Origin of the sequence: Clostridium cylindrosporum DSM 605 (genome assembly GCF_001047375.1) — a bacterium.
GTDB classification, from domain to species: domain Bacteria; phylum Bacillota; class Clostridia; order Clostridiales; family Caloramatoraceae; genus Clostridium_AB; species Clostridium_AB cylindrosporum.
In genome coordinates this window covers 1-7,242 of record NZ_LFVU01000013.1, presented here as the reverse complement: position 1 = coordinate 7,242, position 7,242 = coordinate 1, and the positions used below count along the sequence as shown (strand labels likewise).

General features: G+C 29.6%; 7 protein-coding genes. All 7 read right to left on the bottom strand.

Going from position 1 to position 7,242, the window contains the following annotated elements; all coding sequences use genetic code 11:
- Positions 1–398 precede the first annotated feature (398 nt).
- The gene (locus CLCY_RS05285; RefSeq protein WP_048570097.1) at positions 399–827 is read right to left on the bottom strand and encodes a pyridoxamine 5'-phosphate oxidase family protein; all 429 of its coding nucleotides are present in this window, start codon (positions 825–827) and stop codon (positions 399–401) included.
- 92 nt (positions 828–919) lie between these two features.
- Positions 920–1,789: a helix-turn-helix domain-containing protein gene (locus CLCY_RS05280; RefSeq protein ID WP_048570096.1), complete on the bottom strand. Its 870-nt coding sequence runs from the start codon at positions 1,787–1,789 to the stop codon at positions 920–922.
- A gap of 86 nt (positions 1,790–1,875) precedes the next feature.
- Positions 1,876–3,243 (bottom strand): sodium-dependent transporter, encoded by a 1,368-nt coding sequence (locus CLCY_RS05275; RefSeq protein ID WP_048570095.1) that lies wholly within the window; start codon positions 3,241–3,243, stop codon positions 1,876–1,878.
- A gap of 417 nt (positions 3,244–3,660) precedes the next feature.
- On the bottom strand, positions 3,661–4,542 hold the full coding sequence (locus CLCY_RS05270) for an S-layer protein (RefSeq protein WP_161797108.1): 882 nt from the start codon (positions 4,540–4,542) through the stop codon (positions 3,661–3,663).
- Positions 4,543–4,697: 155 nt separating this feature from the next.
- Entirely contained in the window at positions 4,698–5,177 is a 480-nt protein-coding gene (locus CLCY_RS05265) for a septal ring lytic transglycosylase RlpA family protein (RefSeq protein WP_048570093.1), read from the bottom strand.
- Between the two features lie 136 nt (positions 5,178–5,313).
- On the bottom strand, positions 5,314–6,678 hold the full coding sequence (murD, locus tag CLCY_RS05260) for a UDP-N-acetylmuramoyl-L-alanine--D-glutamate ligase (RefSeq protein WP_048570092.1): 1,365 nt from the start codon (positions 6,676–6,678) through the stop codon (positions 5,314–5,316).
- Between the two features lie 175 nt (positions 6,679–6,853).
- Complete coding sequence (locus tag CLCY_RS05255) at positions 6,854–7,075, bottom strand: DUF3892 domain-containing protein (protein ID WP_053083273.1); 222 nt, start codon at positions 7,073–7,075, stop codon at positions 6,854–6,856.
- Positions 7,076–7,242 lie beyond the last annotated feature (167 nt).

Here is a 7,242-nt window from a genome sequence, read left to right as displayed (position 1 = left end):
TCGCTATAGTTACTGTTTAGTTTTCAATGACCAAAGTACTTGATTAGTTTATCAGTAATTGACTTGATTGTCAACAGTTACTTTTAAACTTTTAAATTTGTTTTGTTTCAGTTGTCTTTGCTCTCGCTCCGACAAGATGTATCTTACCATAGCTAAAACATGTCTCTATATATAAATATCTTCAAATAACCTTATTACTCAGGTAATCCTTTAACTTACTTCAAATATCTAATTAATGCTATGGTGGATATACCCGGCTGGTGTGTTGAGGTATATTCATTAAAAAGTGTAATTAACTATTGTCTCTCCCCTCTTAATCTAGATTTATCTTATCTATATATCATCCAAAATAATAAAAGGCAGGATAAAATATTATTCTAACCTACCTTATAATCTACTTAAGACATATTAATAATTTCGCTCTCCTGAAAGTTTTTTTCCATTCTCCATACTGTTGCCTCATTATATACAAGCTTAAATACAATAAACTCTCTGTAATTAAATTTACCTGTATCTATCCACTCTCTTAAAAATCCTCTACTAGGATGCTTTATAATTTCATCCCTCAAATTATCATCACTAACCTCAGTTACCTCTCCACTTATTCTTATTTGTGTTCCACCTTCACAATTAAAACATACCTCAGACTTAGAATATTTTATAATCTGCTTGTACACATTCTTAAAGCTTCCAGTATGAAAATATATACCTGTTTCATCAGCCTTATATAAAAGCATTCCTCTAACCCTTGGATATGAGTCTTCTAAAGTAGCTAAGTAAAATATAGGGTTCTTATTTATTAAACTTATAACATCTTTCTTATTCATAGATATAACCTCCGAAATATATATTTTCATAAATTATACCTACAAACAAATTTAATTACTTTCAAAATACAATACTATACTTATATAATCATCTATTTATATGTATTTATATATTCTCTTGGTGTTGTACTTGTATTTTTAGTAAAACAACTTGAAAAGTGAGACAAGCTATTAAATCCACACTCTAATGCAATTTCAGTTATAGATTTTGATCTACTTCTAAGCAACTTCTTAGCCTTTTCTATTCTTATATTAATTAAGTAATCCATTGGAGATGTTAATAACTCTTCTTTAAACACCTTATTAAAGCCTGACTCAGACATATTACATAATGCTGCTAACTTTGATATTGTTATTTTCTCACAAAAGTACTGATGCATATAATTAACTATTTTCTCAATTTCCACTCTTTTAATACTTACCTCATCTTTACTCTTTAACTTTAATACTCCTCTAATCAACTCATGAACTATTATACTAGATATATGTACTAACATGTCCCCTCTAGCAGGTGTAAATGCCTCATATTCATTAATATACTTTTCTATGTGCAGCATAATATTCTTACTAACTGTAAAGCTATTAAACATATACATAGCACGGGAATTACTATAATGCTTGTATTCTTTTTCATAAAAATCCTTAGAAATAAAAATTGCTATGTATCTATTAAACCTATCCCCTTCCTCCTCTTCATGTGGAAAATCAGGTGATATAGCTTGTACTAAGTATTCGCCTTCCTTAATATCAACATTACAGGGCACTATGCCTTTACTATAGTCAAAGTAAATAATAAAAGAGTATGCTGGATGTGTATGTGCTTTAGTTATTGCATATTCACAAAATCCTACTGTAGGCATAAAAATACCAAAGCCAGCCTCTGCATAATAATCAACATATCTTAAATTATCTTTACTTACTAATCCTACTAAATCTATAACATTTTGAAAATCATTTTTCACTAATCCATCACCTCAGATACTTTAAATCAATTAAATTATATTACAAAAATAGGGAAACATATAATATGTTTCCCTATTACAAAATACTATTTAAATAATCCAAGTGAGCTAACAAGTACTAATATAACCAAAATTGGAGTTATATATTTTAATGCTATTAAAAATAATTTAAAAGTTCCATTTATATTTAGATTACCTTCATTAGAAACTTGATTATATAGCTTATCTTTACTTACTCTATATCCTACTATTAATGCTACAAGTAGCCCACCTATAGGCATAAGAACATTAGATGATATGCTGTCATATAGGTTAAATATACTTCCACCAAAAATAGGTTCTTTTATTGCTCCAAATATTGCCTTTGGATCATAGGATAATGTAGCAAATATACCAAATATAAATATAATTGTTGATGCTATAATTACTGACTTTTGTCTAGAAAACTTCATTCTCTCCATAAGGTCAGCAACAGTAACCTCTACAAGTGAAATTAGAGCTCCAGTAGCTGCTATAGCAACAAGTACGAAGAATATAGCTAAAAGTATTCCTCCAAATGGTATCTTTGAGAATACCAATGGTATTGTCATAAATAATAATCCTGGTCCTGCACCTGGTTCTATACCAAATGTAAACACAACAGGGAAAATAGCTATACCTGCTAATACAGATATTAGTGTATCAGAAAATGCAACAGAAACCGCTGTCTTCATCATATTTGTTTCCTTTGTAAAGTAACTTGCATATGTTATAATTGGCCCCATTGCAATTGATAACTTAAAGAATGAAAGTCCCATTGCAGCAAGTATACCTTGACTTGTTATCTTAGAGAAATCAGGTAGTAAAAGGAACTTTAATCCCTCTGATGCACCACTTAAAGTAAGTCCTCTAATAGCAACTATAATAAGTAAGACAAATAAAACAGGCATAAGGGTCTTAGTCATCTTTTCTATTCCACTTTTTACTCCTAATGAAATAATGATTCCTACAACTACAATAACTATAAACTGCCATATAACAGGTGTAAATGGTCCAACTGTTGCAGCATTAAATAACGCAGCTGTTTTTTCAGGTGTTAGATTTACAAACTGTCCAGATAAGGCTTTAAAAACATATAAGTAAACCCAACCTCCAACTGCTGAATAGAAGAACAATACTAAGTATGTTGAAAATATATAGAAATATCCAACAATCTTATATTTTTTAGAAAGTTCAACAAGTGCTGATACTGGACTTTTTCTTGTTGACCTTCCAACATAAAATTCAGCAATCATAATAGGTAAACCAATAAGTGCAATGCATAGAACATAAACTAATAAAAATGCTCCCCCACCATTCATTCCAACCATGTAAGGGAATTTCCACACATTTCCTATACCAACAGCTGACCCTAGTGTAGCAAAAAATATAGCCAGTGGTGAGGAGAATGTTTCTCTTTTCTTGTTTGAATCCATAGTTTCACCTCATTAAATTATTACATATTTAATTTAACCCTAAATTTTCTTTACATCCTTCAAATCCTAAAAAATCAAAATAATAATTTAAGCATTAACCTAAATTCACTAATACATGAAAATCTCTTTAATATTAAATTAAAATTTCTACTAGATTTTTTGAATTATAGGATATTAGAGTTTTTTGATTTGATAACTAATACAATGTCACCGGCCACATTGTCGTATGTTGTCGCTTTTTGTTTTTATATGACAAGTCATAATAGCACCTTAAACTACTGATTGTCAATATTAAAATATATAACGTTTTCTATAGTTACCATTAGGTGAAAACATTGGTTAAAAATATTTCTGACTATAATAAAACATAAAAAAGAGTAGATTAAAATTAATATTTAATCTACTCTTGAAACTTCATTATTTTATATTTAAATCAAAAACTTTACTTGGTATTTTAGGATTATATATTTCCTTTATTTCCTTTGTCTTAGTATTATAACTATATATAGTTGAAGGGTAAGTTTCAATTTCTGCTATAGTTACCTGTGCACTTTCCTTAGAAACTCCAGTAAAATATATAATATTTTCATCCTTAGAACTACTAGCTAATATAGGACGTGAAATTTCTTTAGCACTAGAATTCTTTATAGTAGCTATACTATTCTCTGTAACTATAGTAGCTACCTTTCCAGTATCTAATGATAATTCATAAATTCCTGCACCAGAATTTCCATTAATATCTGTACCACATATAATAACTTTATTCTGGTTAGAGCTATATGAAATAGAGTCTATATAGGAAGCATTAATTTTTCCAACTTCCTTTAACTTCTCTCCATTTAAATTTGCCTTTAGTATAACATGGGGAATTGGTTTAAACTCTCCACCATTTTCTTCCCAGGTTTTTATATTTAAACTATTTGATAAGGTAGATATGATAATATTATTATCTTTAACATCAAATGCTTCAGCTTCTCTATCTAGATTCACCTTGTCAATTATATTAGTTGTTTTTTTATTAACATCTAACTTAGCTACCTTAGTCATTTCATTTGCCACAGTTAGAAAACACACCAAGTTATTATTTACAAACCTAGCACCACCTTTACTTGGACTATCATTTGTAACTTGTAGCACCTTATTGTCCTTTAAACTATGCAAGTAAATTTGCCAAGGATCTGAATCACTTAATGCATCAGCATATGCTACTTGAGACTCATCCTTAGATAAATCTCCACTAACTGCTACCTTTCTGTCTTTTACAAGTGTTTTTTCTACTTTACTATTTACATCAAACAATGAAATGCCTCCGCTATTCTCCACTGAATATGTAGATATAATTAGCTTGTCCTCTATTACTTTATTTTTACTAAGATTACTTGGACTGCATCCAACTAATAGGGTTAATAATAAAAATAAAACAATACTTTTACCTTTGTTTAACTTATTAAACATTACCAAATAATTGTACCTTTAAATAACCCTTTCTTTAAACTCTCAACCTTTGAGAATGATTCCTTTGACATATCTAGAATCCTTCCACTTGCATAAGGTCCTCTATCAAGTATTACAACACTAGCCTTCTTTGAATTGCTATTATTAGTTACTGATACTTGGGTTCTTAGTTTTATAGTTTTATGAGCTGCACCATTAACAGCCTTTTTACCAGACGCTGTTGTTTTTTCTTTCCATATATCAAACCATGATATTAACCCTGATTGCTTATTCTTAGCTTTTACTGTTGCAGCTGTTGTTGTACTTGTTGTTGTGCTGGCTGCAGTTAATATAATATCTTCATCATTTATAGTCCCATAATCCATATAAGATAATACATTATCCGAATGTGAAGAACCTATTTCCGAGGCAAATGCTACATTTGATTGAACTAAACATATTAAAGTTGTTATACACAATAATTTTTTAATTTTTTTCATAATGAACCACTCCTTTTTGAACAATAATTAATTATATACTTCTTTTACATTTTCTGAGTATTATCCTATAAATATTAAAAAGGTATATAATCTATATACACCTTAATTAATTATTCATATTTAACATATGTTTAAGCTAGTCATTTAACTCATTAACTATTTCTTTAAACTTATTTCCTCTTTCTTCAAAGTTCTTAAACATATCAAAACTTGCGCATGCAGGAGATAATATAATAACATCTCCCTCTATAGCTACAGTTTTAGCAAATAATACAGCATCCTCAAATGATATAGTCTCATATATAGGAAGTTTCTTCCCTGTTTTATTCATTTCATCTTCAAAGGCAGATTTAATCTTTTCTTTAGTATGTCCCATAACTATAAGCTGCTTAATCTTATCTATTCCCTCAGAAGCTAGGGGTTCAAATGGTATGTTCTTATCATAACCTCCGCAAATAAGAATAACCTTCTCTGTAAATGACTGAAGCCCTGCTAGTGTTCTGCTTGGACTAGATGCTATTGAATCATTATAGTATTTAACCCCATTAAATTCCCTAACAAATTCTATTCTATGGGCAACCCCTGAGAAAGTTTCACTAACTGCCTTCATATCATCTATTGATACATAGTCAAATGTAGCAGCAAATGCAGTTAAAAGGTTCTCTACATTATGTTCGCCTTTTAACTTAATATTCCTCTTATCTACAACATGGGTATTATTAACATAAAGTGAGTCTGAAGTAGAATATGCAAATGCATTCTCTCTTCTACTAAACTTTCTAATACATCCATTAGATACTATTGAATCTGTTATAGAATTATCTTTATTTAGTACTATAATACTTGATTCCTTAGAACTCTTAATTATATTTTTCTTAGCTTCTATATACTCTTCATAATCCTTATGTATATCTAAATGATTAGGACTTACATTTGTTATTACTGATACATCTACGCCTTCTGTTACGTCCATAAGCTGGAATGATGAAAGCTCAAGTACAATAAAATCATCTTGTCCTATTTCTTCTATCTTAGTAAATAGTGGTGTGCCTATATTACCACCTATATAAACCTTCTTACCACTATGCTTTAATATCTCACCTATAAGTGTTGTTGTTGTTGTCTTACCATCACTTCCTGTAACAGCAAATATCTTTCCCTTAGCATACTTTAGAAGCTCCTTAATTTCTGAGGTTACATATGCACCATTTTCCTTAGCCTTAACTAAGTATTCATTACTTGGAAGTAATGATGGTGTTCTGAAAACAACATCTGCATTTAATATACCTTCTAAATAATCTTCCCCAAGAGATAATGTACAACCATTGCTTAAAAGATATTCTTCTATATCTCCAAGAGATTCTTTTCTATCACATGCAATTATATTTGCCCCAAGCTCAATTAAAAACTTAACTAAAGGTGTGTTGCTAACTCCTATACCAACAACTGCAACCTTCTTTCCCTTTATGAACTTTTTAAAATTTGAAAACTCTTCCCTCATTATTAATCCTCCAAGATTGTTACCTTTATTACACCTATAATAATTATTTTACAACATTATAAGTATATATACCACAAACAAAGTATATGATTAAAGCCTGTTTAGGTACAATAGCTTAAAATATAAAGGGTTCCTATATAATAAGAACCTTTTATAATGTATATGAAATTATTCCCTATTGTATTTCTGGTAAATTATCTAGATTATTTGATTTATCTCCATCTGGAGTAGATCTAACGTAATACTCATTACTCTTAGACCTTGAAACCATAACCCCTTCAATCTCGCCATTATATGCGAGATTAACAACTTCTTCCTTAGATACTATACTTCCATTATCAAGTTGGTATTCAATGATTTCTCCCTTAGAGTCATGTTTAACTTTAGTTATTTTCATAGTTATCACCTCAGAGTATAATAATGTAATATATATTATAACCAAGGAATTATATTATTATATCAATAATTGTTGAAAATAAAAAAAAGTTGGTAAAAACCAACTTTTTTCTTGGTGGAGATAAGCAGATTCGAACTGCTGACCCCCTGCTTGCAAGGCAGGTGCTC